This window comes from Sphingomonas sp. Leaf357, assembly GCF_001423845.1.
In the GTDB taxonomy this organism is placed as follows: domain Bacteria; phylum Pseudomonadota; class Alphaproteobacteria; order Sphingomonadales; family Sphingomonadaceae; genus Sphingomonas.
Map to the genome: position 1 here is coordinate 123,593 of NZ_LMPM01000003.1, position 26,157 is coordinate 149,749.

At 66.9% G+C, this 26,157-nt stretch carries 23 protein-coding genes, 1 other RNA gene and 1 pseudogene; 6 read left to right on the forward strand and 19 right to left on the reverse strand.

Features of this window, described 5'->3' with window-relative positions; genetic code table 11:
- Positions 1-103 precede the first annotated feature (103 nt).
- The 5 genes from ffs to ASG11_RS17220 all read right to left on the reverse strand — a co-directional run bounded on the left by ffs (position 104) and on the right by ASG11_RS17220 (position 3,179).
- Positions 104-199, reverse strand: an RNA gene (gene ffs / locus ASG11_RS18500) — signal recognition particle sRNA small type.
- A gap of 42 nt (positions 200-241) precedes the next feature.
- The gene (locus ASG11_RS17205) at positions 242-517 is read right to left on the reverse strand and encodes a hypothetical protein (protein ID WP_055783184.1); all 276 of its coding nucleotides are present in this window, start codon (positions 515-517) and stop codon (positions 242-244) included.
- Between the two features lie 42 nt (positions 518-559).
- Entirely contained in the window at positions 560-892 is a 333-nt protein-coding gene (locus ASG11_RS17210; protein ID WP_055783188.1) for a 2Fe-2S iron-sulfur cluster-binding protein, read from the reverse strand.
- Positions 889-2,091: a cysteine desulfurase family protein gene (locus ASG11_RS17215; RefSeq protein ID WP_055783191.1), complete on the reverse strand. Its 1,203-nt coding sequence runs from the start codon at positions 2,089-2,091 to the stop codon at positions 889-891. The genes ASG11_RS17210 and ASG11_RS17215 overlap by 4 nt, the downstream gene beginning before the upstream one ends.
- Positions 2,088-3,179 (reverse strand): cysteine desulfurase family protein, encoded by a 1,092-nt coding sequence (locus ASG11_RS17220; RefSeq protein WP_055783612.1) that lies wholly within the window; start codon positions 3,177-3,179, stop codon positions 2,088-2,090. The genes ASG11_RS17215 and ASG11_RS17220 overlap by 4 nt, the downstream gene beginning before the upstream one ends.
- A 103-nt stretch (positions 3,180-3,282) precedes the next feature.
- Between ASG11_RS17220 and ASG11_RS17225 the strand changes: the two genes are divergently transcribed.
- Positions 3,283-3,939, forward strand: coding sequence for an alpha/beta hydrolase (locus tag ASG11_RS17225; protein WP_055783193.1), 657 nt, complete (start codon positions 3,283-3,285; stop codon positions 3,937-3,939).
- A 673-nt stretch (positions 3,940-4,612) separates the two neighbouring features.
- Here ASG11_RS17225 and ASG11_RS17230 read toward each other — a convergent pair.
- Positions 4,613-5,515: pseudogene (locus tag ASG11_RS17230) on the reverse strand (threonine ammonia-lyase); the annotation flags it as partial.
- A 203-nt stretch (positions 5,516-5,718) separates the two neighbouring features.
- On the opposite strand from ASG11_RS17230, the gene ASG11_RS17235 reads away from it, so the two are divergent.
- The 3 genes from ASG11_RS17235 to ASG11_RS17245 all read left to right on the forward strand — a co-directional run bounded on the left by ASG11_RS17235 (position 5,719) and on the right by ASG11_RS17245 (position 9,086).
- Complete coding sequence (locus tag ASG11_RS17235) at positions 5,719-6,939, forward strand: type III PLP-dependent enzyme (protein WP_055783196.1); 1,221 nt, start codon at positions 5,719-5,721, stop codon at positions 6,937-6,939.
- A gap of 126 nt (positions 6,940-7,065) precedes the next feature.
- Positions 7,066-8,115: a 1,9-bis(guanidino)-5-aza-nonane synthase gene (locus tag ASG11_RS17240; protein ID WP_055783198.1), complete on the forward strand. Its 1,050-nt coding sequence runs from the start codon at positions 7,066-7,068 to the stop codon at positions 8,113-8,115.
- The gene (locus ASG11_RS17245) at positions 8,115-9,086 is read left to right on the forward strand and encodes an alpha/beta hydrolase (RefSeq protein WP_055783201.1); all 972 of its coding nucleotides are present in this window, start codon (positions 8,115-8,117) and stop codon (positions 9,084-9,086) included. The genes ASG11_RS17240 and ASG11_RS17245 overlap by 1 nt, the downstream gene beginning before the upstream one ends.
- 54 nt (positions 9,087-9,140) lie before the next feature.
- Here the strand turns inward: ASG11_RS17245 and ASG11_RS17250 are convergent, their stop codons facing one another.
- On the reverse strand, positions 9,141-9,353 hold the full coding sequence (locus tag ASG11_RS17250) for a hypothetical protein (RefSeq protein WP_055783204.1): 213 nt from the start codon (positions 9,351-9,353) through the stop codon (positions 9,141-9,143).
- A 184-nt stretch (positions 9,354-9,537) separates the two neighbouring features.
- Between ASG11_RS17250 and ASG11_RS17255 the strand changes: the two genes are divergently transcribed.
- Positions 9,538-9,963: an MAPEG family protein gene (locus tag ASG11_RS17255; protein WP_055783206.1), complete on the forward strand. Its 426-nt coding sequence runs from the start codon at positions 9,538-9,540 to the stop codon at positions 9,961-9,963.
- Between the two features lie 101 nt (positions 9,964-10,064).
- On the opposite strand, the gene ASG11_RS17260 is transcribed toward ASG11_RS17255, so the two are convergent.
- From ASG11_RS17260 to ASG11_RS17315, 12 genes are all read right to left on the reverse strand, one after another.
- Entirely contained in the window at positions 10,065-11,951 is a 1,887-nt protein-coding gene (locus ASG11_RS17260) for an XrtA/PEP-CTERM system amidotransferase (protein ID WP_055783209.1), read from the reverse strand.
- Between the two features lie 125 nt (positions 11,952-12,076).
- The gene (gene xrtA, locus ASG11_RS17265; RefSeq protein ID WP_055783614.1) at positions 12,077-13,621 is read right to left on the reverse strand and encodes an exosortase A; all 1,545 of its coding nucleotides are present in this window, start codon (positions 13,619-13,621) and stop codon (positions 12,077-12,079) included.
- Positions 13,618-14,832 carry a TIGR03087 family PEP-CTERM/XrtA system glycosyltransferase gene (locus ASG11_RS17270; RefSeq protein WP_055783212.1) on the reverse strand — a complete coding sequence of 405 codons (1,215 nt, stop codon included), beginning with the start codon at positions 14,830-14,832 and terminating at the stop codon, positions 13,618-13,620. Before ASG11_RS17270 ends, xrtA begins: the two co-directional genes overlap by 4 nt.
- Before the next feature lie 8 nt (positions 14,833-14,840).
- A complete protein-coding gene (locus tag ASG11_RS17275) occupies positions 14,841-15,908 on the reverse strand; it encodes a FemAB family XrtA/PEP-CTERM system-associated protein (protein ID WP_443024506.1) in 1,068 nt (355 codons plus the stop codon).
- Positions 15,909-15,910: 2 nt separating this feature from the next.
- Positions 15,911-16,750, reverse strand: coding sequence for an XrtA system polysaccharide deacetylase (locus tag ASG11_RS17280; RefSeq protein WP_055783219.1), 840 nt, complete (start codon positions 16,748-16,750; stop codon positions 15,911-15,913).
- A gap of 7 nt (positions 16,751-16,757) precedes the next feature.
- The gene (locus ASG11_RS17285) at positions 16,758-17,954 is read right to left on the reverse strand and encodes an AAA family ATPase (protein WP_055783220.1); all 1,197 of its coding nucleotides are present in this window, start codon (positions 17,952-17,954) and stop codon (positions 16,758-16,760) included.
- A gap of 276 nt (positions 17,955-18,230) precedes the next feature.
- Positions 18,231-19,832, reverse strand: a complete 1,602-nt coding sequence (locus ASG11_RS17290) for a hypothetical protein (RefSeq protein WP_055783224.1) — start codon at positions 19,830-19,832, stop codon at positions 18,231-18,233.
- On the reverse strand, positions 19,829-20,728 hold the full coding sequence (locus ASG11_RS17295) for an AAA family ATPase (protein ID WP_055783616.1): 900 nt from the start codon (positions 20,726-20,728) through the stop codon (positions 19,829-19,831). Before ASG11_RS17295 ends, ASG11_RS17290 begins: the two co-directional genes overlap by 4 nt.
- Before the next feature lie 5 nt (positions 20,729-20,733).
- A complete protein-coding gene (locus ASG11_RS17300) occupies positions 20,734-22,254 on the reverse strand; it encodes an XrtA system polysaccharide chain length determinant (protein ID WP_055783228.1) in 1,521 nt (506 codons plus the stop codon).
- 1 nt (position 22,255) lies between these two features.
- Positions 22,256-22,900: an XrtA/PEP-CTERM system exopolysaccharide export protein gene (locus ASG11_RS17305; protein WP_055783231.1), complete on the reverse strand. Its 645-nt coding sequence runs from the start codon at positions 22,898-22,900 to the stop codon at positions 22,256-22,258.
- Between the two features lie 95 nt (positions 22,901-22,995).
- Positions 22,996-24,228, reverse strand: a complete 1,233-nt coding sequence (locus ASG11_RS17310; RefSeq protein ID WP_055783233.1) for a pyridoxal-dependent decarboxylase, exosortase A system-associated — start codon at positions 24,226-24,228, stop codon at positions 22,996-22,998.
- A complete protein-coding gene (locus ASG11_RS17315; protein WP_055783236.1) occupies positions 24,225-25,724 on the reverse strand; it encodes an acyl-CoA ligase (AMP-forming), exosortase A system-associated in 1,500 nt (499 codons plus the stop codon). Before ASG11_RS17315 ends, ASG11_RS17310 begins: the two co-directional genes overlap by 4 nt.
- Before the next feature lie 139 nt (positions 25,725-25,863).
- Here ASG11_RS17315 and ASG11_RS17320 point away from each other — a divergent pair, with 139 nt between their 5' ends.
- A complete protein-coding gene (locus tag ASG11_RS17320; protein WP_055783239.1) occupies positions 25,864-26,106 on the forward strand; it encodes an acyl carrier protein in 243 nt (80 codons plus the stop codon).
- Positions 26,107-26,157 lie beyond the last annotated feature (51 nt).

Here is a 26,157-nt window from a genome sequence, read left to right on the forward strand (position 1 = left end):
GATTCTTTTGCCACCCATCCGAGCCGGACAGCACCGCGGCAAAGCCGCGTCGTCGAACGGGCTCTGCCCGCCGGCCGCGCTCACCGCACCTTTGCTGCGGCTCGCGGTGGAAGCCGGAACGACCCGTGGCGAAATCGTTGTGGCTGCTTCCTTCCGGATCTGACCAGGTTGGCGACGACCACGTCCGCCCGACTTCCGCGGCTCAGATAGGGAAGTCGGGCGGTGCGATCAATAGCTCAGATCAGCGGCGATAGCGGACCTGGCGGCAGGTGCGGATCTTGCGATGGCCGCGCCAGCGATTGGTGCAAACGCGGCGCGTGGCCCAGCGATTGCCGCGATAGCCCGGTCCACGACGCACCGTGGTGCGCTCGCGCACGACCACCGCCTGCGGCGCGACGACGACGCCGGCCACCATCAGGGTAGCGGAACCCGCTGCGACCGGAGCGGCGCTCGCCGAAGCCGGCGCCAACGTCACGGCGCCGAGCAACCCGGCGGCGATCAATCCCAAAATCTTCATGTCTTATCTCCTCCATGCCTCTTCGGCACGGGAGCGAAACCATTATCGTCCGCTCATGTTCCGCGCTTCGCCCGGAATCCGTACCGTCAGTTCGCCCCAGGCGGCATCCAGCCAGATCTGGCACGCGAGCCGGCTGGTCCGCGTCGCGCCCATCGCCAGATCGAGCATATCCTCCTCATCCTCGCTCGCGTTCGGCAACCGCGCGAAATCCTCTGCCGCCACGATCACATGGCACGTCGAACATGCCATCTGTCCCTCGCACGTCCCCTCCAGCGGCTGGCCGTCCGCCTGGGCGAGATCGAGCAACCGATCCCCAGCCGCGCCGCGAACCTCGCGCACGGCACCGTCGATCCCGACGAAGCGCACCAGCGTCACGCCGCGATCCTCTGGGCATCGGCGGCCGCGACGATCCGCTCGATCGCCTCGCCCAGTTCTTCCTCCGTGGTGTAGCGTCCGAACCCGATCCGGATGCTCGACCGCGCCTGTGCCTCGGTGAGCCCGATGGCTCGCAACACATGGCTCGACCGACCCGATCCGCTCGCGCACGCCGACCCGGCGGAAAACGCGACGTCGCGCAGGTCCGACATCAGCCGCGCCACGTCGAGCCCGTCGCGTCGGATGTTGAGATTGCCGTGGTAGCGGGCGATGGCCGATCCATTCAACCACCACCCGTCACCCCGGACCTGTTCCGGGGTCCACGAAGCGGCTTCCGATCCGGATTGAAGTTCTACCTCCAAACCTTGCGGCTTCGTGGACCCCGGAACACGTCCGGGGTGACGGCCAAGCAAACGCCCCATCGCCGCCCGCCAAAGCCCATCGACATGCGCCGCATCCGCCTCCTTCAGTTCCGCCATCAACCGCGCCGCCACCCCGAACCCCACGCATAGCGCCGGCGACAAAGTCCCCGACCGCCCACCGGCCTCCTGCCCGCCGCCATGCATCAGCGGCTCCAGCGCAATCCCGTCTCGGACCCACAGCGCCCCGATCCCCTTCGGCCCGTGCACCTTGTGCGCGGACACCGCGACCAAGTCGCACGCCTCCGGAACGGCGGCCCGTCCAAAGCCCTGCACCGCATCGCACAGCATCAGCGCGCCCACCGTATGCGCGAGTCGCGCCAGTTCGGCGACCGGCTGGATCACTCCGATCTCGTTATTCACCAGCATCGCCGCGACTAGAGCGGTCCCCGGCCCGATCGCCGCCCGCGCAACGTCCGGATCGACCAGCCCATCCGCCCCGACCGGCATCACGATCACCTCGCGCCCGCCTCGCGCCAGAGCCTCGACCGTGTCCAGCACCGCGGCATGCTCGGTCGCCAGCGTCACGATCCGCCCCGGCCCGACCCCCTTCAGCGCCCAGTTCAGTGCCTCGGTCGCGCCGCTGGTGAAGCTCACCCGCCCGCCCTCGGGCAGCAACGCCGCCACCTGCTCCCGCGCCACCTCGACTGCCGCCTTCGCGCGTCGCCCCGCCCCATGCGCGGAATGCGGATTCGCGAAATCGTCGCGCAACCAGGGCAGCATCGCTTCGAACGCTTCGGGCGCCAGCGGCGTGGTCGCCTGATAATCGAGATAGATCATGCCACGAACCGCTGCTTCGATCGCGCCACACCACGCCACGCCGCGATGAACGCGCGCACCTCCGCCTCGCTCGTCGTCCGCCCGAAACTCGCCCGCACCACCTCGCGCCCGGCCGCTTCGGGCAGGCCGATCGCCGCCAGCACGTGGCTCGGCTTCATGCTGCCCGAGGCGCACGCGCTCCCTGCCGACACCGCGAATCCGGCCGCGTCGAAGTCGATCAACTGCACGAAACTCGGCACGCCCGGCATCCGGTACGCGCCGATCGCCGCATGCCTGACCGACCCCGCAGCAATCACCTCGCCCCCCGACCGCGCCACCGCATCGTCCAGCAAGGCGCGCAGCCGCGCATGTTCGTCCACCGGCTCCGGCTCGGCCAAGGCGGCGGCATAGCCCAGCACCGCCGGCAGATTCTCCGTCCCCGGCCGATACCCCCGCTCCTGCCCCCCGGTCGGCGTCAGCGTGCCGAGATCGCGCACCAGCAAAGCCCCGATTCCCGGTGGCCCGCCACGTTTGTGCGCCGACAGCGCCACGAAATCGGCATGCTCGGCCACATCGAGATCGACCCCCGCCGGCATCTGCGCCGCATCGACCAGCAGCAGTCCGCCACCGCCACGCGCCACGCGCGCGATCTCCGCGATCGGCTGACGCACGCCCGTCTCGCTGTTCGCCCATTGCACCGTGACCAGCGCACGGCCCTCGGAAGGCAAAGCGCGCTCCAACGCCGCCAAACCCACCACGCCATCCGCACCGACCGGCAGCACGATCGTCTCCGGCGTGGCCCAGCGCATCACCGCGTCATGCTCGACCGCGGTAATGATCCGCACGGCCACGTCCGCCCGCTGCGTCGCGATCGCCAGCGATTCGCTCGCCCCGCTGGTGAACAACGTTTCGCCCGTCCAACCATAGGCCGACGCCAGCTCGGCCCGCGCCCGTTCCAGCGCTGCCTTGGCCGCGCGCCCCTCGGCATGCGGCGAAGACGGGTTCGCCCAACGCCGCATCCCCGCCGCCACCGCATCGATCGCAGCAGGCAGCATCGCGGTGGTCGCGGCATGATCGAGATAGATGCGCCCGATCGGGTCAGAAGGCATGTTGGCGGTCAGGAGTCGTTCCAATTGCGAAAAGGTGCACCCATCTTATATAGCGCCCATCTTCCAGCGCCCAAGTTGCGCGCACAGATCAGTCAGGTTTCCCATGCCAGAAGTCATTTTCCCCGGTCCCGAAGGCCGTCTCGAAGGCCGCTTCTCCCCGGGCCCGCGCCCGCGCGCGCCCGTCGCGATGATCCTGCATCCGCACCCCACGGCGGGCGGCACGATGAACAACGCGATCGTGCAGCAGCTCTACAAGACCTTCCAGCGCCGCGGCTTCGCCACCCTGCGCTTCAACTTCCGCGGCGTCGGCAAGAGCCAGGGCACGTTCGACAACGGCATCGGCGAACTGAGCGATGCCGCCTCGGCGCTCGATTGGGTGCAGAGCTTCCACCCCGAAGCCTCGACCACCTGGATCGCCGGCTTCAGCTTCGGTGCGTGGATCGGCATGCAGCTTCTGATGCGCCGCCCGGAAATCCGCGGCTTCATCTCGGTTGCGCCGCCGGCCAACATGTACGACTTCACCTTCCTCGCCCCCTGCCCGGCCAGCGGCATCATCATCCAGGGCGAGAACGACGAAGTCTCCCCGCCGCTGGCGACCCAGAAGCTGGTCGACAAGCTGCGCACGCAGAAGCACATCACGATCCACCACGACACGATCCCCAAGGCGAACCACTTCTTCGAGCATGAGATGCCCGAACTGATGGGCAGCGTGGACAAGTATCTGGATATGCGGCTCGACCCTAATTCACCCATAAGGTGAATTGGGAGCAGCGGATTAGCTGCGCTAATCCGCGCCCGCGATGTCGAGCCCGGCCGGCGGTGCCCTCGCACCGGCCGACGGCATGGGCTTCGCCCATGCCCGCCCCACAAGCCGTCCCTTCCCCACCGTCATCCCGGGCTCGACCCGGGATCCCGCTTCTTCTTCTTCTTCCTAAAAGCTCGCTTCAACAGCAGGGCGGCAGGAAGGCCGGTCCCTACAGCCCTGTCCTACAAGCACCGGTCCGATTATAAGCGACCCCGCTCTTTCACATCGCTGCGAACCACCTCTGCGCCTCGCGACGCACTGCCTCATACCGTATGACCTTGTGTGAACTTCGCCCAGATTTCGCCGCAATCTACAACGTCCAAACCAGCACGTTGCCGAGCAGCACCACCGACATCACCAGCAGCAACACACCCTTCGTCCGGTCGCGCTTCGTCGCGATCAGATAGATGCCGCCGGCGATACACGCGAACATCCCGAGCATCGCGATGGCAGGCGCAGCGGCACCAATGCCGGTCAGAGTTTCGGTATTCATAGCGCCCCCTTTACCCGTTCGTTTCGAGCGAAGTCGAGAAACCGCCTTCAGCGCTGCGCAAAGTTTCTCGACTTCGCTCGAAACGAACGGAGGGGGAATTGGAGAGGATCGAAGCGGGCAGTTCAACCCCCCCCCCGCCAACACCCGCCCATAAGCCTCCCGCTCCACATTCCCGCCCGACAGGATTACCAACGTCCCCGCGGTCGCCTCGACCTTGCCCGACAGCAATGCCGCCAGCGCCACCGCGCCGCCCGGCTCCACCACCAGCCGCAAACGCTCCGCCGCCCAGCGTTGCGCGTTCCGGATCTCGAACTCGCTTACCGCCACGCCGCGCACGCCCCGGCGCGACAATACGTCGAACGTCAGGTCGGACACCCGCTTGGTCTGCAGCGCGTCGCAGGCGGTCGGCGGAGCATCCGGACCGACCTCCTCGATCCACCCCGCCTCCAGCGATCGCCGCATATCGTCCCAGCCGTCCGGCTCGGCCACCGTCATCATCGCATCCGGCAGGCCGAGCGCGATTCCCGCCGCCAGCCCGCCGCCACCACACGGCACCACCACCTGCACCGCCGGCCCCAGCCCCTGCGCCTCCATCTGCGCCGCCGCCTCGATTCCGGTACTGCCCTGCCCCTCGATCACCCACGGATCGTCGAAGCTCGGCACCAGCACCGCCCCGCGTGCCTCGGCCAGTCGCCCGGCGATCTGCTCGCGACTCTCGCTGTGCCGGTCATAGGACACGATCTCGGCGCCCAGCGCCAGCGTCCCCTCGCGCTTCGATTTCGGCGCGTCCGCCGGCATCACGACCGTCGCCGGCATGCCGAGCCGCTTCGCCGCCCAGGCGATTCCCTGCGCATGGTTGCCGCTGGAGAAGGCGACGACGCCGCGCGGCCGCATCTCGGGATCGATCGCGGTCAGCCGATGCCACGCCCCGCGCAGCTTGAACGCGCCCATCGGCTGCAGGCACTCGCACTTGAAAGCGATTGAACTTCCACGGATTTCCGCGACGAACAGCGGAGACGGCGGCACCACCGAAGCGATCTTCGCGGCCGCGTCGCGAACCCCGGCACGGGTGGGTTGTCGCACAAACGTCACACTTTATCTCCTGAGCGGGGCCAGGGGGTCCAATACCGCTTTACATCGCCGAAACACGATCCTATTTCGCCCTTCCGCTGCCCCATGGGACTTCCAACCGCAAGGCAGTGTTTCGTGAACTTGTCTACGGACATTGGAGGTCCCTTGAATTGCACAAGCATCATAACACGCTGGGGTTAGCGACCACCCGTCCGACTGCGATCACCGCAGCAGACATCGCTAAGTCTCGGCCGGTTCAGCCGGTCACGCTCATCCGTCCGCATGCCGCCGCGCGTGCCGCCCGCTTCTTCGTCGAGAAGTTTCCGGGTCGGTCGCTCTACGCCGTGAAGGCGAATCCCTCGCCGGACCTGATCCAGGTCCTGTGGGACAGCGGCATCACGCATTACGACGTCGCCTCGATCGCCGAGGTGCGCCTCGTCGCGCGCCTGCTGCCCGAAGCGACGCTCTGCTTCATGCACCCGGTCAAGGCGCCGGAAGCGATCGCCGAGGCGTATTTCACGCACGGCTGCCGCACCTTCAGCCTCGATTCGCTGGAAGAGCTGGACAAGATCCTGCTCGCGACGAAGCATGCGACGGATCTGACGCTCTGCGTCCGCCTGCGCGTGTCGTCCGAGCATTCGAAGCTCAGCCTCGCCTCGAAGTTCGGCTGCGCGCCGCACGAGGCGAAGGAATTGCTGTTCCGCGCCCGCCAGGCGGCCGATGCGCTCGGCATCTGCTTCCATGTCGGATCGCAGGCGATGACGCCGGAGGCCTATGCCAACGCGCTCGAACGCGTCCGTGCGGCGATCGTCGAGGCGGCGGTCACGGTCGACGTCATCGACGTCGGCGGTGGGTTCCCGTCCAGCTATCCCGGCATGGAGCCCCCCCCGCTGGAACGCTATTTCGAGACGATCCATCGTGCGTTCGAATCGCTGCCGGTCAGCTATTCGTCCGAACTCTGGGCCGAACCGGGCCGTGCGCTCTGTGCGGAATACAGTTCGCTGATTGTCCGCGTTGAGCGCCGCCGTGGCGACGAACTCTATATCAACGACGGTGCCTACGGCGCATTGTTCGATGCCGCGCATGTCGGCTGGCGCTTCCCGGTGCAGTTGCTCCGCGAACCCGACAGCCGCGCCAAGGACATGGCGTTCAGCTTTTACGGACCGACCTGCGACGACATGGATCACATGGCCGGCCCGTTCATGCTGCCTGCCGATGCCCAGGCCGGCGACTATATCGAGATCGGCATGCTCGGCGCGTACGGTTGCGCCATGCGCACCGCGTTCAACGGCTTCGGCTCGGACGAAACGGTGATCATGGACGACGAGCCGATGGCCTCGCTATACTTCGAGGCCGACGAACAGGTCGCCTCGAACGTCGTCACGCTGTAACAGGCTTCCAATAATTGCGCCTTCTTCCTCCCCTCCCGCTTGCGGGAGTATTTCGAACTTGTCGGCCGCCAGGGTCCGCTATTGCACGTCCTGCTCGCGGACGCCTTTCGGAAATGGAGATTTGAAATGACCGAACCCCTGAACACCAACCGCAAGGCCGAACTCCTCTCGACCACCGTCGAGCATATCGACATCACCAAGTTCGACGCCCGCCCGATCGTCGATGCGATGAAGAAGATGAGCTTCACCAGCCGCGATCTCGGCCGCGCGACCGACATCTACAACCAGATGCTCGCCGATCCGGATTGCTCGATCTTCCTCGTCATCGCCGGCTCCACCTCGGCCGGCGGCTGCATGGATCTGTATGCGGAATTGCTGCGCAACAACATGATCGACGGCGTCGTGGCGACCGGCGCGTCGATCGTCGACATGGATTTCTTCGAAGGCCTCGGCCACAAGCATTATCAGGCACTCGAGGTGCCGGACGACGACACGCTGCGCTCGCTGCTGATCGATCGCATCTACGACACGTATATCGACGAAGAGCAGCTGCAGGATTGCGACCACACGATCCTCGAGATCGCCAACAGCCTGGAGCCGCGCCCCTATTCGAGCCGCGAATTCATCCGCGCGATGGGCAAGTATCTGGTCGAGAACGGCAAGAAGGACAACAGCCTGGTCAAGCTCGCCTACGAGCATGACGTGCCGATCTTCTGCCCCGCCTTCGTCGACAGTTCGGCCGGCTTCGGTCTCGTCAAGCATCAGGTCGATCGCGCCAAGGAAGGCAAGCCGTACATGGTGCTCGATGCGATCGCCGACTTCCGCGAACTCACCGACATCAAGATCAAGGCCGGCACCACCGGCCTGCTGATGATCGGCGGCGGCGTGCCGAAGAACTTCATCCAGGACACCGTCGTCTGCGCCGAGATCCTCGGTCATGACGATGTCCAGGTCCATAAGTATGCTGTGCAGATCACCGTCGCCGACGTGCGCGACGGTGCCTGTTCCTCGTCCACGCTGCAGGAAGCGGCGAGCTGGGGGAAGGTCAATACCGGCATCGAACAGATGGTCTTCGCCGAAGCCGGCTCGGTCATGCCGCTGCTCGCCAGCGACGCCTATCATCGCGGCCTGTGGAAGACCCGCACCAAGCGTCGCTGGGGCGCGAGCTTCGATTGATGCAGACCGATCGCCGCGCGCTCTTGGGCCTCTCGCTCGGGGCCGCGGCGGTCCCTTCGCTTGCGCAAGCCGCGCAAAGCCGGCCCACCGCGCCGATCTGGCCGCCGGTCGAGAGCTTCAAACTGTGGCCCGGCCTTCCGCCCGGCGCCCCCGCCCGCATGCCGCGCATCACGCCCGACATCACCGAGCGCGGCGACATCCGGATGCGCGGCACCGCCTCGCCCGATGTCGGTGTGTTCCGGCCGCTCCGTCCCGATGGCCGCGCCGTGCTGATCGCGCCCGGCGGCGGCTACAGCTTCGTCTCGCTGGAAAATGAAGGCGTCAGCGTGGCGCGCGTGCTGGCCCAGCATGGCATCACCAGCTTCGTCCTGAACTATCGCCTGCCCGGCGACGGCTGGCGCGACCGTGCCGATACGCCGCTTGCCGACGCGCAACGCGCGATGCGCTTGATCCGCGCCCAGGCCGCCCGCTTCCGCATCGATCCGGCGCGGCTGGGCGTGATCGGTTTCTCCGCCGGCGGCCACCTCGCCGCCTCGCTCGTCACGCAATATGCGGCGAAGGTCTACGCCGCCGTCGATGCCGCCGACGCCGAATCGGCCCGTCCGCGTTTCGGCGGCCTCATGTATGCGGTGTCGAACATGGATCCCGGTCGCAGCCGGGGCGGATCGCGCGCCAATCTGCTCGGTCCCAATCCGTCGCCGGCGATGGAAGCGCGCTACGCCGCCGATCGCAACATCCGCGCCGATACGCCGCCCTTGTTCATCATGCATGCCGAGGACGATCCCACCGTGCCCGTCATCAACGGGCTCGATCTCCTCGCTTATGCCCGCGCCGCGCGCGTGCCCGCCGAGGCGCACATCTTCCAGCAGGGCGGCCACGGCTTCGGCGTCGGCCTGCCCGACGGCCTGCCCGGCTCGCTCTGGCCGCAGCTCTTCATACGCTGGCTGAACGGCGCGCTGGCGCATGCCTGACGGGTGATGCAGATCGCATCGGGCGATGCATCACCCGGATATCAGGTGGTCGACTCAGCGACGCGCCGCCGCCTGGGTCTTTGCGGCTTTCGCGGCGCGATGGTGCCCGATCGCGCATCCCGCAGCCGCACCCAGCACGGCATGATGACCGGCCAGATGCCCGCCCACGCCGCCGACTGCTGCGCCCTTGAGACAGCCCTTCGCATCGGCCGGACCCGCCGCGACCAGAGTGGCGCCGGCAAGGGCTGCGATAATGGTGAATTTCATGGAATATCCTCCTGCTTGAACCGGTCTGTCCCGGCGATGCGCCCATGATGCTCCGGACGCCCCGCCGATATCCTGATCGTTGCATGACAAATCCGTCATCCACCCGCCTCTGCCGCCGCTTGCAAATCCGTTGCCGCAGCGTGGCGCGTGGTGCACCTTCCCGGCACAACGGGGAGAGAAGCAAATGCAAAGCGAGATTCTAAAACCGGTCGTCGTGCTCATCGCCTGGTCGCTGGTGATGTGGGCGTGGATGATCGCGGTGCGCCTGCCGGCGATGAAGAAGGTCGGAATCGACCTGTCCAAGGCGCGCGGCGGCAAGCCGGGTGTGCTCGACGGCGTGGTGCCCGATGAGGCGCAGTGGCCCGCGCATAATTATATGCACCTGATGGAACAGCCGACGTTGTTCTACGCCGTCGCGCTGGTGCTCGCGCTCACCGGCACGGGCAACGGCTTCAACGCCGCGCTCGCCTGGGCCTATGTCGGGCTGCGCATCGTGCACAGCATCGTGCAGGCGACCTTCAACAAGATCAGCATCCGCTTCGCGCTGTTCCTGCTGTCCAGCCTGGTGCTGATCGCGCTGACGCTGCACGCCGCGATGGCGGTGTTCTGAACCGATCCGTCGCCCCGGCGAAGGCCGGGGCCGCTGGATGTGGGCACGCGTGCGTCCTCCACACGGCGCACCCGGCCTTCGCCGGGGTGACGAAGAGAAACCTATCCGAACAGCCGCTCCATCGCTCGCTCCAGCATCACCAGCTGCCACAGGGTCCGCCCATGGTCGGCCCGGCCGCTGCGATGGTCGGCCGCCAGCCGGGCGATCGCGGCGGGATCGAACATCCCGCCCAGCACGCGCGACTTGGCCAGCCGCGCCGCTTCGTCGGCCAGCGGACCTCGAAACCACGCGCTGACCGGCGTCACGAACCCCATCTTCGGCCGGTACAGGATGTCCTTGGGCAGATAGCGCTCCATCGATCGCTTCATCAGCCACTTGCCCTGCCCGCCCCGCAAACGCATCGACACCGGCAGCGTGGCGGCGAATTCCACCAGCCGGTAATCGAGCAAAGGCTCGCGCGCTTCCAGCCCGATTGCCATGCTGGTCCGGTCCGTCTTGGTCAGGATGTCGCCCGGCAGCCAATGCTGGAAATCGGCATATTGCGCCCGGTCGAGCGCATCGCGCGCCGGAGCATCGCGCATCGCGCGGACATAGCGATCCTCGGCGCGATGCCCGCCCAAAGCTTGCTTGGCCGTGTCCGAGAACAACGCCGCGCGAAGCGCCGGCGTCGTCACCCCCACCGCCCGCGCATACGCCTCGGCCCCATTCTCGGCGAGCGCCAGCAACGTCGTCTTCGCGCGGAACGCTCGCGGCGCCCAGTCCGCCTTGGGATAGGCCCGCCCCAATGCCCCGAACACGCGCGTGCGCAGATGTTCCGGCAAAAGCCCGCGCACCCGCTCCTCCGCCGCCTGGAACTTGTAGCGGCGATATCCCGCCATCGCCTCGTCCGCGCCATCGCCCGACAGCGCCACCGTCACCTGCTCGCGCGCCAGTTCGCACACCCGGTAGGTCGCGAGCGCCGAGGCATCGGCGAACGGCTCGTCGAACGCCGCGACCAGAGTATCGATCAGCGCGAAATCGTCGGCCGCCACCACGCGCTCGCGATGATCGGTGGCGAACCGCTCCGCGATCTGCGCCGCATGGGAGCGCTCGTCATGCCCCACCTCGTCGAAGCCGATCGTGCAGGTCTTTACCGCCCGACCCGACGCCTCGGCCATCAGCGCAACCACCGCCGAACTGTCCACCCCGCCGGACAGGAACGCCCCCAGCGGCACGTCCGACACCATGCGGGAACGGACCGCCCCGCGCATCAGCGCCACCAGTTCCTCCTCGAGCGCCTTGGCCGACCCGGTCGCGCGGTTCGAGAAGTCCACGCCCCACCAGCGCGACGGCGCGGGCACCGGCCGGCCCCGCTCGATCAACAGCGAATGCCCCGCCGCCAGCTTCTTGACGCCTGCCACGATGCACGCATCGTCCGGCACATAGCCGAAGGCCATGTAATCCTCGACCGCGCGGATATCGGGATCACGCCGCACTAGCGGGTGGGCGAGCACCCCCTTCAGTTCGGAGGCGAACGCCACCGCGCCGTCCGACAATTCGACATAATGCAACGGCTTCACGCCCAAACGGTCGCGCGCCAGGAACAGGCATTGCCGCCGCGCATCGTGCAAGGCGAAGGCAAACATCCCGTTCAACCGTTCCAGCATCGCCGGGCCCCAAGCGGCCCAGCCGTGCAGCAAGACCTCCGTATCGCCCGACGTGACGAACACCGCGCCCCGCGCCTGCAATTCGGCGCGCAAGTCGGCGAAATTGTAGATCTCGCCATTATAGGTGACGGTCAACGCCCCGTCCGCGCTCGCCATCGGCTGCGGCGATCCGGTCAGGTCGATGATCGAGAGCCGGCGATGCCCCAGCCCAACGCCCGGCGCGGTCCACAGGCCAGATCCGTCCGGCCCGCGATGCGCTTGTACATCCGCCATCGCGCGGATCCGCGCCGGATCCACGGGTTTCGGGGTCTGCGGATAATAGAGACCGGCAATGCCGCACATGCGTGAAATCCGTTCCAACCAGCGCACCGTCACCCCGGACTTGTTCCGGGGTCCACCGTGCCACGCCGCCTGCCATCGCATCCTTTGCGGAACAGTGGACCCTGGAACAAGTCCGGGGTGACGGTTTATCGGACGGAGCGTTCCATGCCTGCCGCACGATCCGCCAACCGGTCGATCGGCCCGAGCGCCGCGAAGAACCGCTCTGCCGCCGCCCGCGCATCCATTCCCGGCATCACCTCCGCCGAAACATGCACCGCCACCGCCCGTTGAGGCCCGCCGAACAGCTTCGCCTTCAACGTCTCGATCTTCACGACCTTCTCGTCCGAAGTCACCACGTCGCCGACAACATACCAAGTCGCTACCAGCCGCTCGACCGGCCCAGGCGCGGTGATGCGCATCGCCGATCCACCCGCGAGATCGGGCAGATCCTCCACCCGCACCCATCGGTCGTCCTGCCGCAGCACGCCGGTGCCGAAGGACACCAGTTCCTTGCCCTCGCGCTGGCTGCCGTAGACCGCCATCGCCAGATCGACGGAAGCGCCTCTGCCATCCTCGTAGCGCCCGATGAGGAAATGGTCCGCGCCCGGGTAATAAGGCGACCATGCCGCCCGCACGCTCATCCGCGTGCGCTGCCAGCCCGGCACGTCCGGCAGGCTGATCGCATCCGGCAGCACCTGCGCCCGCCCGTCGATCGCCCCGCCCCACGCCGGAAACACCCCCGCTACCGTCAACGTCAGCGCACCCGCCAGCAGGAGGTCGATCCGCCGCTTCGGTACCGCTTGCAACGCGGCAGGATCGAACACAGCATCGTCCGGCGCACGATCGAACCAGCGCCAGCCGATCGCGATCACCGCCGCCATCACCAGGCCGAAGAATATCCAGCCATAGACGATATGGTCCAGCCCCGTCGCGCGCTCTACCGACGTCAGATGGGCGGCGTAGATCGTGCCGAACGCCCGTAATCCGTTCGCGATCACCGGCACGATCAACGCGACGAGCATGAAGATCGCCCGCCGCCGCCAAGACACGAAACAGACGTTGGCGACCAGCGCACCATAGGCGATCATCGCGATGACGAACTTCGCGCCCGAACAGGCCTCGGCGACCTCGAAATAACCATTGGGAATGGTGATCAGCACGCCGTCCACCATCGCCGGCACGCCGAACAGATGCAGCAGCGGCATCGTCATCGCGACGGTGATCGTCTGCAACGGTGCCTCCAGCCCCTCACCGAACGGCACCGAGAACACCGCGTAGCAGAGCGGAAACAACAGCCCCCGCGCGACATTCGGTCCCAGCAGGGCGACCACCGCACCCTGCAGCATCATCACGAGCCCGAATTGCCGGGCGAACGCTACGCTCGACGCATCGCCGAGGAGCCAGCCGAACCCGCCGACCGCGACCAGCGCCAGACCCGGCCACCACGCCACCGGCGTCACGTCCGCCAGTTGCGTGCGCCGTTGCCAAACCAGCCAGGCGAGAACGGGGCCGATGAACAGGCAATGCCCGAAGGTCGTGCTGGTCCACCAGATGTGCGCGAGATCGCCGACATCGTTGCGGAACATGGCCAGGAGCACGGCCACCACGCCGCCCAGCACGAGAAGATGCCGCCGCCACAGCGCGTCCAGCCGGGCGGTCGCGAAATCGGCGGTCGGAACGGCGATCGTCATGCGCTGGCACCAGCGCGCGGCCAATCCTCGACGTGCGTGCCGATGATCGCATCGAGCGGCGCGAGCCTCGCATCCCAGCTATAGCGCTTCCTCACCTGAGCCCGCGCCTTGCCGCCCAGCATTTCGCCGATTTCGGGACTGGCCAGCAGCATGCCGATCTGTCGGGCGATCTCCCCGGCCGTCTCGCCGACCCGAATCGTGTCGCCATGATCGATCCCCTCGGCCGCCGGAGCCGAGGCGACCACCGGCCGGGCCATCGCCATCGCCTCCAGCACCTTGTTCTGGACGCCGCGGGCAAGCTTTAACGGCGCGACCACGACGGACGCGGCGGCAAGCCAGCCCCGCACATCCGCCACCTCGCCGGTCACGATCACGCCAGGTCGCTGCGCCAGCGCCTTCACCGCATCGGTCGGTGCACGGCCGACGATCGCGAAACGCGCCCGCGGAAATTCGATCAGGACGTGCGGCAGGATCGCTTCCACGAACCACGTCACCGCTTCGATATTGGGTCGGTAATCCATCTGTCCGGTGAAGACGAGCAGTTGCACGTCCGCCTGTCGGCGTTCGAACGTCGCGGCGGGATCGAAGAATTCGGTGTCGATGCCGTTCTCTACCGCGAACACGCGATCCGCCCCGGTCTGGTCTTGGAAGAGGTCCGCCTCGGCTTCGCTGACGAACAGACTTGCCGCGGCCTGCCGGGCCACCCCGCGCTCATAAGCGGCGAGCAACCGCCCCTCGCGCCGCATCATCCAGCCCATCGGCCCGCGCTGCGCCTTGCCGTAGGCGGCGAACTTCGCCGAATCCATATCGACGAAATCCATGATGACGCGGGCCTTGGTATTGGCCGGCAGATACTGCGCCATCTGGCTGGAGAAGACGTAGATCGTGTCGATCGCATGTTCCGCCAGCAGCGCATCGACCGCCTCCTGCAAGGGCCGGTTCTCGAACGCGGTGAGCGATACCGGCCGGCGGCGCAGCAGCGCCTGCACGGCCGCCACGACTTGCGATTTGGATCGCCAGAAAATCGAGCGGCTGCCGGCATATTCGGCAAGGCCGCTCTTGTCCTCCATGTCGCGCTCGTCGTCGGCGAACGCGATCAGGTGCACGCGCTGGCGCGCCGAGAGAAACTTCAGGATGTTGAATCCGCGAATCTTGTCGCCACGATCGGGCGGATACGGCACGCGGTGTGCCAGGAACAGGATGCCCCCCATTCCTCGCCTCAGCCCAGGCCGCGCGCGATATGCGGTCCTATCATGTTCGCCATCCACAAGGGCAGCGTCTTCCACAGCGCGATCTTCGCTTGATATCGTGGGTTGAGCGGGTTGATTTCGCGCGGTTCCTGCCCCGGCGCGGCGCGCTTGGCATAAGCGAGCGGCACGCCCTCGAAACCCCAATTCTTTTTGAACGCCGCCGGCCCGGTGCCTGCCTTGGACCTTCCGAAATCGAACCGTGTACAGCCCTTGGCGCGCGCATGCCCCATCAAGGCGAAATACATCCGGTCGTTCGCGCGCAAGCCTCGCGCAGCCGCCGTGCCTCCGCCCCAATAGGGATAGACCGTGCCGTTGAAATACAGGCTGAGCACGCTTGCCTGCGGAACGCCGTTCGCACGGACCGTCAGGGTATCGGCGTCGTCACCAAACTCGCGCAGCACCTCCCTGAACAATCGCGACGGGAATACCGGCGTGCCGAGATTGCGCACCGATTCGGCATAGACCGCATAATGCGCGCGCGCCGCCGCCGCATCGCGACCGATGCTCACGTCGAGATCGAACCCCAGGCTCTTGCGCACCTCGGCGCGCTGCTTGCGCGGGATCGCCAGCAATTCCGCTTCGTCATCCGTCGCCAGATCGCGCACGAAGCCGAGATACGTGCTGTCGTCGCGCAGCCATTCCGGCCCCTCCGCCGGGCCGCCGCGCAGTTCCAGCGTCGGGCAGCGCAATTCCTGCGCCAACGCCCAGGCAGCCTCGCCCAATTGCCGCACCGCTGCCGGCTCCCCCGCCAATATGCCACCATCGACCGCGAAACCATTCGACACCAGGGCGCGCCCGAACAAGGGCGACGATATCTCGGTCAGCGGCAGCAGCCCGGCGATCACGCCATCTGCCCGCTCGGCGATCAGGGTGTGGCTGGTATGCCCACACGCGCGCGCCACCGCGACGCTCCACGCCGGCAGATGGAAGGGCGTCGCACCCGGTTGCGCCCGCACCCAGGCGTCGATCCGCGCGCGTTCGTGCCCGTCGCCCAGATCGGCAAAGCGCAGCGCCAGCGGTTTGCCGACCGGCATCATGTTCATTGCAACGCGGTCCGCGCCTCGGCGACCACCGCGTCCATCCGCCCCCAGTCGTGCCGACCGATCAATCCGCGCAGCTTGCCGGCCATCGCGCCCAGCCGGCTGTAGTGTCGCACCTTCGATCGCAGCGGCGCATTCGCGACACGCGGCTGGCCGGGATCGATCTCCCACGGGTGAAAATAAAACACTGCCGGCTGGCCCTCGGCCGACACCTGACCCACCGCGTAGTTCATCAGCGCCGAGGGCAACAGGCGGAAGAACCCGCCCCCCGTCGCCATGCGCCGCCCGGCCAGATCGGCCACCGTCACCGGCACCTCGATCAGATCGGCATCCTTCAAAGGCCTGAAGGCGTAGCGCGGCGCTTCCGGCCAGCCGTAATGATCGTGCTTCAGCGGCGCGACGCTGGACGAATAGGTGTATCCCGCCTCGGCCAGTTCGACATGGGCCCAGGGCGTGCGCTGATCGATCGAGAAGCTCGGCGCCCGGTATCCCGTCACGGCCTGTCCTCCGGCGTCCTCCAGCACCTTCCGCGCGCGCGCCAGATCGGCGCGGAACATCGGCGCATCCATCGTGAAGACGCGCTGGTGGTCCCAGCCGTGGCTCGCCACCTCATGCCCGGCATCGGCGATGCGGCGGATCAGTTGCGGATAGCGCTCGGCCACCCAACCCAAGGTGAAAAACGTCGCCTTCACCCCGCTCTCGCCGAACAGCGCCAGCACGGCATCCGTGTTGCGCTCGACTCGGGTTTCCAAGCTGTCCCAGTCGCTCTTGTCGATCACCTTCTCGAAGGCGCCGACCTGGAACCAGTCCTCGACATCGACGGACAGCGCGTGGCGCATCGCGGCCTTACCGGCCCACGGAGGCGAGCGCGGCCGCGGCGCGCGGATCGTGCTCGACCCAATCGACCAGCAGCGTCAGCACGCGGCGCAGCGCCTCTTCCTGCTCCTCGATCCGGGCTTCGAGCGCGGAAATGCGATCGGCCGGAGCGGGTTTGGCGGCAACTTCGGCAACTTCGGCGACCTGCTCGGCTTCCGGTTCCAATTCGGCGACCTGTTCGGGCTCCACGAACAGCGGTGCCCGGATCGGACGCGCTTCGCTCGGCGGCGGTGTGTGGAACAGCGGACGCGGCGCAGGCTCGTCGTCCGAGACCTCCGGCGGTGCCTCGGGCAAACCCACCGGACCATTATCGGCGACCGCTGCGGGCTGGATCACCGCATGTGCCATCGACGGGGTATCGTTCGCGATATCGGCCAGGACGGTATCGATCACATCGCGGTCGATCGTCTGCAACTGCTCGATCGCGCCGTACAGCAGCACCCGGCCGGCGAGCTGGTTCAGCCGGCGCGGCACTCCGTCGGTCGCATCGTGCAGCGCGCGGAACGCGTCGGGCGTGAAATGCGGATTGTCCTGCCAGCCGACCAGCGACAGGCGGTGGACCATATAAGGCTCGACCTCGTCGGCCCCCATCGGATCGAGATGGTGCATCGCGATCACGCGCTGGCGCAACTGCTCTAGCCGATCCGATCCATGCAGCCGCTCGCGGAACTCGGGCTGGCCGAGCAGGAAGATCTGCAACAGCGCATGCCCGCCCGCCTGGAAGTTGGACAGCATGCGCAGTTCTTCGAGGCTCGATACCGGCAGCGCCTGGGATTCGTCGACGATCAGCAGCGTCCGCCGCCCGGCCCGCGCCGTGGCATGCAGCCCGCGCTCGATCGCGGTGAGCAGTTGCGCCTTGGTCAGCCCATCGGACTCCACTTCCAGCCCGCCGGCAACAAGCCGCAAAAGGTCGTCGGCCTCGATCTGGGTCGAGACGATCTTGATGATGTTCAGCCGCTCGCGGTCGACGGTCGCCATCAGATGCCCGACCAGAGTGGTCTTGCCCGCCCCGACGTCGCCGGTGATGACGATGAAGCCCTCGCCCTGCGCCAGGCCATAGCCGAGATAGGCCATCGCCTTGCGATGCGTGGCCGTGTCGAACCAGAAACGCGGATCGGGCGTCAGCTGGAACGGCCGTCCGGTCAGGCCATAATGGTCGTCGTACATCGTCACCACCTCAAAGGGCGTAGGATAACTCTACACCATCATCTCTATCCGCAATCGGTTAACCGATCCTTCACTGTGGAATTGCGTGGCATCTTCTCTCCACCGGAAAGACGAGTCCTCGTTTATCGGGATGATCTTACCCCATGCCGTCACTCCGGACTTGTTCCGGGGTCCGCCGTGCCGCCAGTTCAGCGGCCATTTTTACCCGTATCGAAAGCCGCTTGGCGGACCCCGGAACAAGTCCGGGGTGACGGTAAGATTGCGACAAGCCAATCCTCAGAAGCTATACCGCACCCCGACCTGCGCCTGGCCCGAAGTCTGATCCTCGAAACCGTCCTGGCTGAAGTTGTACAATCCGGCCGACAAGGTCGTGCCGACCCGGCCGAAGTTACGGTAATAGCTCGCCGTCGCGCCGGTGGAGAACACCGCCGGCGCATTGCTCAGCCCGCTCTCGTAATAATTGACGAAGAGGTTCCCGTTGATTCCCGAATTGCGATCGAGGTGCGCGCTGACATAGGCCTGTCCGTAATAGCTCTGGTCGGTCACGCCATAGACGGTGTAGCCGACGCCGCCCGGCGCGTAGAGCTTGCGATTGGCATAGCCCGCGCCGACGCCGAAGCTGAGCGGCCCGCGATTGGCCGAGAGCACCGCATCGACTCCGCGCGCGCGGTAGCTGGCGGTGGAGATGGATTGCAGCACGCCGTTCAGGCAACTGCCCGCCGCGATGTTCGATTGGCCAAAGGTGCAGCCGGAGAATTGCTGGCTGAAGGCGTCGCGCTGATCGATGAAGCTCGACGGCAGCGCCGCGATCCCGTCGCGCAGCTGGCGACCGAACGTATCGACGCTGTCGTACACCGCGATCTGGATGCCGATCGACCGGCTCGCGGCATAGCTGAGCGATCCGGTATAGGTCATGCCGCCGTAGCGCTTGCCCACGCGCGCCTGCAACGTGGTGCGGGGCGAGGGCTTCCAGACGAGACCAGCGTCGTAGATCAGCCCGTCCGTCTCGTACGCGATCCGGCGCGGCGAGGCTTCGTTGGTCACGAAGCGGCCGTTGGCATCGACCACCGGCTGCCCAGTCGCGCCATCGAGCGCCGGATCCTTCTGCGATACCTCGATCTTCTCGTATCCCGCGCCCGCCGTAAGCGCGAGCGTCGGCAGCACCGGCACGACGACATCGCCGCGCCCGAACTTGCCCTCGTAGCGCTGCTTCAGTTGGCTGGCATCGTCGCGCTCGTACTGGCCCGATACGGTCACGCCGACCGGCAGGCCGTGGCCCGATCCGATCCCGATCGATGCGGTCGCCAGATGCGTCTTCGAATCATCGAAATTGTCCAGCCGCGGGCTGCCCGGTGCCACGCCGGTCGCACCCGGTGCCTCCACCTTGGTATAGCCGAAGCGATAGCTGGCGTTCAGGCTCGCCGGCCCGACCTCGGTCGCCACCGTCGGCCCGACATAGGCCGAATAGAGCTGCGTCACATTGTCCTGCCGCCCGACCGGCACCGCCGGTGCCGCGCCACGGATATCGGAGCGTGCGCGCGTCGCCAGCGCACCGCCGTCGATGCTCACGCCGGGCGCGACCTTCACCGATGCGCGCGCGAGGCCAGAATGCAGATCGTCATCGCCGTATCGTTTGTCCCAGGAAAAGTTGTGCTGATAGTTGTAGCTCAGCTGCACCTCGACGTTGCGCGTGCTGATCGTCGCATCCACGCCCGCCGATGCGGTGGAATAGGTCAGCACGTCGCCGCTCTGCAGGTCGGCGGTCAGCACCTGGCCCAGTTCGATATACGGCGTGATCGACTTGCGCGCGCCCGCCACCGCCGGGCTGGCGACCAGCAGCGCGATGCCCCCGGCCGCGAGAAATGGGGTCCGCTTCATTTCGCCTCGTCCTGTGCATAATAGCTGCCGAAGCGCCGTCCGCCGGGGGCGAACGACACCGCATTGAGGATCAGCTGAATCTGCTCGCAGCCATCGAGTTCGCCGACCGCCTCGCGCAGATCGCTCTCGCCGGTCTTGTCGGCGCGCACCACGACCAGCACCTGCCCGACCTCGCCCGCCAGCACCGACGCCGGCGACGCGGCCAGAGCCGGTGGCGAATCGAAGATCAGGATGCGGCGCGGATCGGCGGCGAGCAAAGCGGCGATCAGTTCGCGCGTCCGCCCGCTGGCGAGCAACTCCGTATCCTGGTGGGTCTTGGTCCCGGCCGGCAACAGGCTCAATTGGGGAATGTCGGTGCGCACGACACAGCTTTCCACGTCGATACGCTGATCGCCCAACGCATCGAGCAGACCCGCGCTGTCGCGCACCCCCAGCCGGTTCATCACGTCCGGCTTGGCGAAATCGGCGTCGATCAGCAGCACTTCGGTATCGCGTTCCGCCGCCATCGAAATGGCGAGATTGACCGCGCAATAGGTCTTGCCCTCGTCCGGATTGGCCGAGCAGATCAGGATCGTACGCGACCGGTCCGCATCTTCCCGGCGCACGGAGCGCGCGGTGATCAGCATCTGGCGCTTCACCTGGCGGAATTCCTCCGCCAGCGCGCCGATCGCCGCGCCGGGCACGAGCAAACCCTGCTCTTCGAGCATCGCCCGATCGATCGCGACGCCGCCGGCCGCGCGCGGTCGCAACAGACCCGCCTTTGACTCCGGCTGGTCCACGACCGGCGCATCGATCTCGTCATGGATCGGCGCGGCACCGTCCCGAGTGCGCAGATGCGCCTCGAAATCGTAGATCTGTGCCGCACGTTCCAGCAGCGACGGCTTGATTTTCCGCATCTCGGTCACGCCGCGAGCCCCCGTGAGACCATCTCGACGCCGAGCAGCGCCACATAGGCGGCGCCGAGCGCGGCTGCGCCCCCGCCGAAATACATCAGATTGCGACGTCGCGCGGCGATCTGCGCCGCCGTCACCGCCTCTCCGATCGATCCGATCACCGGCATGCCCGTCGCGCGTTCCAGCCGCGCGGCGGTGGCGAAGGTGGTCTTGAGCTGGCCAAAGGCGAAGGCCGCGCCGATCCCGCCGCCGATCGCGACGATCAGCACGCCGGTCAGCAGCATCGGGCGATTTGGTGCGCTCGGCACGCGCGGCGCACTCGGCGGATCGATCACGCTGAACTTGATCGAATCGGTCTGTGTCTGCGCCTGCCCGCGCAGTTTGATGTCCTCGCGATCGGCCAGCATCTTGTCGTACTGATCCTTCAGCACGGCATAGTTGCGCTCGATCTGTCCCTGCTCGGCGGCCACCGCCGGGTCGCCCGCAAGCTTCGAATTGATCGTATCCAGATCGGCCTGCAACTGCGCCTTGCGCATCGACAGCGCCGCGACCTGCGACTGCTTGTCGGCCTGCATCGATCGCAGCGACAGATAGAGCGGATTGGCCGAAGCACCGCCTGCGCCGCCCGAACCGACCGGTTCGCTGCGCGCGGCTGCGGTTGCCGCGCCGAGTTGGCTCTTCAACGCGATCATGTCGGGGTGATTGTCCGTGAAGCCGCGCGATCGGGCCTCGGCAATCTGTCCCTGGATCGCGGCCAGGCGCGCGCGTGCCGGACCGGTCGTGACCGTGCCCGGAGGCCCGGCCACCGTCGCCGGCGTTCCTGCCATCTGCCCGTTCACGGCGGCGAGACTCGATTGGGCGGCGGCAAGATCGCTGTCGACCTGCGCCATCGCACTGCGCGCGGCCCCCATCCGGTCGGTCAGCGTTCCGGTGCCGGGCAGCGAGCCCAGGTAGCGGTTCTGGAAATCGGTCTTCTTGGCCTCGGCATCCTGCAACTGCTTCTGGCGCTGTTCGAGTTGCGCATCGAGGAAGCGCAGCGACTGGGTCGTCTCGTCGCGATCCCCGGCCAGGTTTTCCTCGACGAAGATATCGATGAGTTTCTGCACGATCGCGCGGGTGACCTTCGGGCTGCTGCCCTTTGCGGTGATCTCGAACAGATTGTCCTGCTGCGCGGTGATCGTGATCGCCTTCTGCAGGCCGGCCACGCGGTCCGCGGTATCGCGATCGGTCTGCACCGTGTTGGCGAGGTCGGTGCCACGCACCACCTTCTCCAGATTGACCGCGCTCGTCAGCGTCTGGCGAACCCGGTCCACGTCCTTCTGCTGGTCGGCGGTGGTGATGCCCACGGTCGAAGGCAGGATCGACTGCATCTGCACGAACACGCGCGCCTTCGATTCGTACGAATTCGGAATTTGCGATACGAACAGCCACCCGACGATCGCGATCGCCCAGGCCACCGCCATCGCCAGCCAGCGCCGTTTCCAGATCGTGTGCAGCACGACCCGGACCTCGTCATAAAGTCCGCTCATCTCAGAACATGCTTTCCGGGATGATGATCACGTCGCCCGGCGCGAGCCGGACATTGGCGCGCGAATCGCCGCTCTTGAGCAGGCTGGAGAGTTTCAGATTATATTCGACCTGCTTGCCGGTATTGCGATCGTAGCGCACCAGACGCGCCTTGTTGCCCGCCGCATATTGGCTGAGCCCACCGACCGCGATCATCGCGTCGAGCAGAGTCATGTTGGCGCGGTACGGGATCGACGCGGGCTTTTCGGTCGCGCCGACGATCCGCACCTGCTGGCTGAACGTGCCGCTGAAATTCTTGACGATCACCGATACGATCGGGTCCTTGATATATTCGCCGAGCGAGATCTTTAGATCGTCGGCCAGCATCGCCGGGGTCTTGCCGACGGCGGGCATATCGCTGATCAATGGCGTGGTGATGCGGCCGTCGGGGCGCACCTGGACGTCGGACGACAGTTCGGGATTGCGCCATACGAAGATTTGCAACTGGTCGAGCGGGCCGATCACATATTCCTCGCCCGGCTGCTCCTGCGTCGCGACGAAGCTGGCCGGCGGCAGTTGCGATCGGCCCCCGCCCCCCATGCAGCCGGACAACGCGGTGCTGGCGATCATCGCCGTCGTCAGAGTCTTGAAACCGGAACCCATACGCATCGTGACACCTCCTGCCGATTGATCCGGCGGAGACGTCTCCCCACACGGTCTTCGGGCTATGGTCCGGCTATGCGGTCGGCAGGGTAAAGATTGCGTTAGGAAGCGGGTGTATCGGCCAGCAGCTCGGCCGGCATGGGGTGGCCGAGGAACGCCGTCGGGCTGGCGGATCGGCCATACGCCCCGGCCAGGAACACCGCGATCAGATCACCCGGACCGGCAACCGGCAGCGTCGCCCGATCGGCCAGCCGGTCGAGCGGCGTGCACAGGCAACCAACCACGTTCACCGTCTCGGTCGGGGTTCCGGCGGCGGCGGTGGCGACGGCGACGGGATAGTTGCGTTTCACCACCGTCCCGAAATTGCCCGATGCGGCAAGCTGGTGGTGCAGCCCGCCATCGACGACGAGGAAGGTCTCGCCGCGACTGACCTTCCGCTCGATCACCCGTGTCAGATAGACACCGCATTCCCCGACGATGAAGCGCCCCAGTTCGATCGCGAACTTTGCCTCGGACAGGATGTCCGCGCGCCGATCGAGCTCCCGGCCCAGCGCCGCGCCAATTGCGGGAAGATCGATCGCGCTGTCACCCGCGAAGTACGGAATGCCGAACCCGCCGCCGAGGTTCACCAGGGGCGGTCGCGCGCCGACCTGCTCCGACAGTCGCGCCGCCAGCTGCAAAGTCGCGGCCTGCATCTCGATGATCGCGGCCGCATCCAGCGCCTGCGATCCCGCGAAGATATGGAAGCCGCGCCACTCCGCCCCGGCCGCGCGGAGCTTCGTCACCACGGCGACGGCCTCGTCCACCTCGATCCCGAACGGAGAGGCGCGCCCACCCATCTTCATGCCCGATCCGCGCAATTCGAAGTCCGGGTTCACCCGCACGGCAAGGCGCGGCGTGATGCCGATCCGATCGCCGATCGCCAGCGCCCGATCGCATTCGCCTGGGGATTCCAGATTGATCGTCGCGCCCGCCCGGATCGCCGCCTCCAGCTCACCGTCCCGCTTGCCCGGTCCGGCAAAGCTGATCGCGGCCGCCGGCTTGGCGGTCAGCGCGACCTCCAACTCCCCCGCCGACGCCACGTCCAGCCCATCGAACAAGGGTGCCACCGCACCGACCAACGCCGGCAAGGGATTGGCCTTGATCGCGAAGTGCACGTCCAGCCCGGCGGGCATGTGCGCGCGAAGCGCCGCCGCTCGCGCCCGGACGACGTTCAGGTCGTAGACGAACAACGGCGTGCCGCCCTCGGCCGCCCAGTGTTCAGCCGAGCGTCCGCCGATCGACAAGGCCCCCTCGCCCGCGAATTCCGGCGGCACAGGCCCCATCGGCTTCATGACGTCACGTCCTCCCTCAACGCCGCCCGGTCCAGCTTCCCGTTCGCATTGCGCGGCATTTCTTCCCGCCAGACATACCGCCCCGGCTGCATGAAACTCGGCAGATCCCGCCGCAACCTCTCCCGCAACACCGGCTCCGCTGAGCCGTCTCCTCGTACCACCACCACGATCGCCTGCCCCAGCCGCTCGTCCTTCACGCCCAGCGCCACCGCCTCGGCCACCTCGCCTCCGGCCAGCACCGCTTCCTCGATTTCGGTCGGGCTGATCCGGTTGCCGGCCGATTTTATCATCTCGTCGTCGCGCCCGACGAATAGGAACAGCCCATCCGCGCCCGCGATCACGGTATCGCCGGACCAAACCGCCTTGCCACCGGACGCCATCCACGTCGGCGCATCGCGAAACCGCAGCGCCGAGCGTTCCGCGTCTCGCCAATAGCCTTGCGCCACCAGCGGGCCGGCATGCACCAACTCCCCCGCCTCCCCTGGGTCGGCGCGGGAGCCATCCGCCCGCGCAATACCCACCTCGGCGAAGGGGATCGCCTTGCCCATCGCGTCCGGATGCGCATCGACCAGGTCGGGCGGAAGATAGGTCGATCGAAACGCTTCGGTCAGCCCGTACATCGGATACAGATCGGCCTGTGGAAACCGCTCGCGCAGCCCTCGGACCAAGCGCGGCGTCAGTGCCCCGCCCGAATTCGTCAGCCGCCTGAGCCGCATCGCCGTCTCGACGGGCCACTCCGCCTCCAACAGCTGCACCCATAATGGCGGCACCCCGGCCAATGTAGTGACCTCGAGCCGTTCGACCGCCTTCACGACATCACGCGCGGTGAGATAGTCCAGCGGCGCATAGGACGCCCCCGATGCCCAGGTCGAAAATAGCTGGTTCTGTCCGTAATCGAAACTGAGCGGCAGGACGCCCAAAACGCGATCCTCGGGCGACAATTTCAGATAATGCGCCACCGAAATCGCGCCGAGCCAGAGATTGGCATGGCTCAGCATCACGCCCTTGGGTCGCCCGGTCGATCCCGAGGTGTAGAGGATCGCGGCCAGATCATCCGGATCGGCGACCGACGGCGGCATCGCGCCCTCCGCCGTCACCTCGTCCTCGAACACGACCCGACACCCCGCCGGCACATCCTCCGCCGCCAACGTCCCGGCCCGCGTCGCCTGCGTCACCAATACGCTGGCTCCGCTATCGCCGAGGATATGCGCCACCTGTGCGTGCTTCAGCATGGGATTGATCGGTACATGCACGAAACCGGCCCGGGGCGCGGCCATCGGCAATACGCAGGCCATACGCGTCTTCGGCAGCCAGCTCGCCACCCGATCGCCCGGTTTCAGACCCGCCGCCGCCAGCCACGCCGCCGTCCGCCCGGTCAGCATTTCCAACCCGGCGAAATCCAGCGCGCCCGCACGATCGACCAGCGCCACAGCGTCGGATGCCCCGCGCAGAGGCAGGGCATCGATCGGCCGGGGTATCGGATCAAGCGGAATCATCGCCCCTGATACGCAGGGCGCGGGGCGACTGCCAAGGCCCGCACTTGGCATACACGCCGCTACCCTCTAACGGGCGACCAGGAAAAACCGGGCCAAACGGGGGCACTTAGGCTTGCCAGACGATAGCGACCAGATCGACATGACCGTACGCGCAACCTTGCGCGACATCCTGGGCGTGAGCCAGGAGCGCGTCGACACGTTCCGCAGCGAGACGCCGTTGTTCGGCGCGCTGCCCGAACTCGATTCGATGGCCGTCGCCGGACTGCTCACCGAACTGGAGGAACGGCTCGGCATCCTGATCGAGGATGACGAGGTCGACGGGGAGATGCTGGAAACCTTCGGCGCCCTCGTCCGCTTCGCCACCGCCAAGGTCACTGGATGAGGATCGGGCATTACGACTGGTCCGGCGGGACCGAGGCGATGCTACGCTTCG